The 2,772-nt window shown below is 76.2% G+C and carries 3 protein-coding genes; 1 reads left to right on the forward strand and 2 read right to left on the reverse strand.

Annotated elements, in window-relative coordinates; translation table 11 throughout:
- A partial coding sequence (locus HUW36_RS30085) for a hypothetical protein (protein ID WP_174531183.1) occupies positions 1-999 on the forward strand: 999 nt, incomplete at its 5' end.
- Between the two features lie 127 nt (positions 1,000-1,126).
- On the opposite strand, the gene HUW36_RS30090 is transcribed toward HUW36_RS30085, so the two are convergent.
- Together HUW36_RS30090 and cbiQ are read right to left on the reverse strand one after the other, a co-directional pair.
- Positions 1,127-1,897: an energy-coupling factor ABC transporter ATP-binding protein gene (locus HUW36_RS30090; protein WP_174531184.1), complete on the reverse strand. Its 771-nt coding sequence runs from the start codon at positions 1,895-1,897 to the stop codon at positions 1,127-1,129.
- On the reverse strand, positions 1,894-2,664 hold the full coding sequence (gene cbiQ / locus HUW36_RS30095; RefSeq protein ID WP_174531185.1) for a cobalt ECF transporter T component CbiQ: 771 nt from the start codon (positions 2,662-2,664) through the stop codon (positions 1,894-1,896). Before cbiQ ends, HUW36_RS30090 begins: the two co-directional genes overlap by 4 nt.
- Positions 2,665-2,772: the final 108 nt, after the last annotated feature.

Below are 2,772 nucleotides of genomic sequence, written 5' to 3' on the forward strand. Positions count from 1 at the left end.
GGCGCGGACGCCCCCGACGGCACCGACTACCGGGGCGCGGTCACCGGCGTCGGCCCGGACCGGCCCGGGCTGACCGCGCGGATGGTCGAGGCGGGCGCGCGGCTGGAGCTGACCAACCGCACCGGCGCCGAGGTGACGGTGCTCGGCTACTCCGGCGAGCCCTACCTGCGGATCGGCCCCGAGGGCGTGTTCGAGAACAGGCGCTCGCCGGCCACCTGGCTGAACCGCACGCTGGCCGGGGAGACCCGGCTGCCGGCCGAGGCGGACCCGGCCGCCCCGCCGGACTGGCGGCGGATCGACGCCGGGTCCACCGCCCGCTGGCACGACCAACGCACGCTGTGGCGCGAGGACGCCCCACCCGCCGCCGTCGCCGCCGCCCCCGACCGGGAGCAGCGGGTCCGCGACTGGGTGGTGCCGCTGCGCGCCGGGACCGACCCGATCGAGGTACGCGGCACGCTGGACTGGGTGCCGCCGCCCGACCCGTACCCCTGGTGGGTCGCCGCCACCCTCGGCTTCCTGGTGATCGGCGCGGCCGGGCTGGTGCCCGGCGGCACGACCGCCGGCGTACGCGCGCTGCGCGCGGTCGGCGCCCTGCTCGCGCTGGGCGGAGTAGCGGCCGTGGCGCTCACCGTCGGCCGGGCCGTCGACACCGGCGGTCCCGGGGTGGGTGGCCTGCTCACCGAGCTGGTCACCGGTCAGACGTGGACGCTGCTCACCGGGCTCGGCGCGATCGCCGCCGGGGCCTACGCGCTGGCCCGCCGACCGGCCGCCGACTTCACGCTGGCGCTGGCCGGCGCGTGCCTCACCCTGTTCGCCGGGGCGTCGAACCTGGCCGTGCTGTCCCGCTCGGTCCCCCCGGCCGCCGGCCCACCCGCTCTCACCCGCGTCCTGGTCACCCTGGCCCTGGCCACGGGCGCCGGCGCGATCGCCGCCGGCCTGCTCCGCCTCCGCACCGCCGCCCGCACCACCCCCCACCCCCACCTGACCCCCACCCCCTGACCGTCCCCACCCTCGCGGCCCTCGCGGCCCTCGCGGCGGCGATCTTGCAGTTACGGCCCCACAAGTGCGGCTTCTGTTCCGTTTTGGCGGGGCCCGAAGTGCAAGATCGCCGAGTCAGGGCGAGGGGTCAGGGTGAGCGGGGGGACGTGGGGGTGAAGCCGTAGGGGAGTTCGAGGCGGTGTGCGGACAGCAGCGTTTCGTCGACGAGGAGGTCTGGGGTGGGGGCGTCGGCGACGATGCGGCCGCCGTCCAGGATCACCGCGCGGGGGCACAGCTCGGCCGCGTACGGCAGGTCGTGGGTGACCATGAGCAGGGTCACCGGCAGGGCGCGGAGGATCTCGGCCAGCTCCCGGCGGGCCGCCGGGTCGAGGTTGGACGACGGCTCGTCCAGCACCAGGATCTCCGGGCGCATGGCCAGCACGGTGGCCACCGCCACCCGGCGCCGCTGCCCGAACGACAGGTGGTGCGGCGCCCGGTCCCGGTGCTCGGCCATGCCCACCGCCGCGAGCGCCTCGTCGACCCGTTCCGCCAGCTCGGACCCGCGCAGACCCAGGTTGGCCGGACCGAACGCGACGTCCTCCGCCACCGTGGGCAGGAAGAGCTGGTCGTCCGGGTCCTGGAACACGATGCCGACCCGGCGGCGGACCTCGGCAAGCGTGTCCCGGTCCCGGCTCACCGTCAGACCGCCGACGCTCACCGTGCCCCCGGTCGGGGTGAGGATGCCGTTGAGGTGCAGCACCAGCGTCGTCTTGCCGGCGCCGTTCGGTCCGAGCAGCGCCACCCGGTCACCGCGCGGCACGGTCAGGTCCACCCCGTCCAGGGCGACGTGACCGTCCGGGTACGCGTACCGGACGCCACGGACGTCCAGGGAGGGCGGCTGCTGCACGTACCCGATCATTGCAGGACGAGCGCGGTGGCGGCGATGGAGGCCGCGATCACCGGCACCGTCGCCGCGACCGCCCACTGCCCGGCGGTGGCCGCCCCGGCCCCCTGCCAGACCGCCGGCATCCGGCCGGTGTAGCCGCGGGACACCATCGCCAGGTAGACCCGCTCGCCCCGCTCGAAGGCCCGCAGGAACAGCGCGCCGACCCCGGCCGCGAAGCCGCGCAACTGCCACAGGAAGCGTGGGTCGTCGCCCCGCGACACCCGCGCCACCCGCATCCGCCGGGCCTCCCCGACCAGCACCTCCAGGTAGCGCAGCATGAACGCGGCGATCTGGGTGAGGATCTGCGGGCAGCGCAGCCGGTCCAGGCCCAGGATCAGGTCACGGGTCGTCGTCGTCGCCGCCAGCAGGAGCGAGGCGAGAACGCCGAGCGTGCCCTTGGCCAGGATGTTGAACGCGCCGTGCAGCCCGTCGACGGACAGGGCGAGCCCGGCCACCTCGACCCGCTCCCCCGTGCCGAGGAACGGCAGCGCGAACGCGAACAGCACGAACGGCAGCTCGATCAACGCGCGGCCGAGCAGCCAGCGCGGACCGACCCGGGCCAGCGCGGCCACCACGGCGACCAGCAGCGCGTACCCGCCGAAGGCCCAGTACGCCTCGCGCGGGGTGGCGACCACCGCCACGGTGAACAGCACCATGGCGGTGATCTTCACCTCCGGCGGGAGGCGGTGCACCGGCGAGCCGGACTCGCGGTAGAGCACGTGCGCGTGCCCGGCGCCCATCGTCGACCTCCCCCGGCCTCAGCGCTCGGTGGTGGTGCCGGACGCGGACGCGCCCTGGCCGCCGGCCGCGGCACCCACCCGCCCCGGACCGAGATCGGAAGAGCGTCG

This window comes from Micromonospora maritima (assembly GCF_902825405.1).
In the GTDB taxonomy this organism is placed as follows: domain Bacteria; phylum Actinomycetota; class Actinomycetes; order Mycobacteriales; family Micromonosporaceae; genus Micromonospora; species Micromonospora maritima.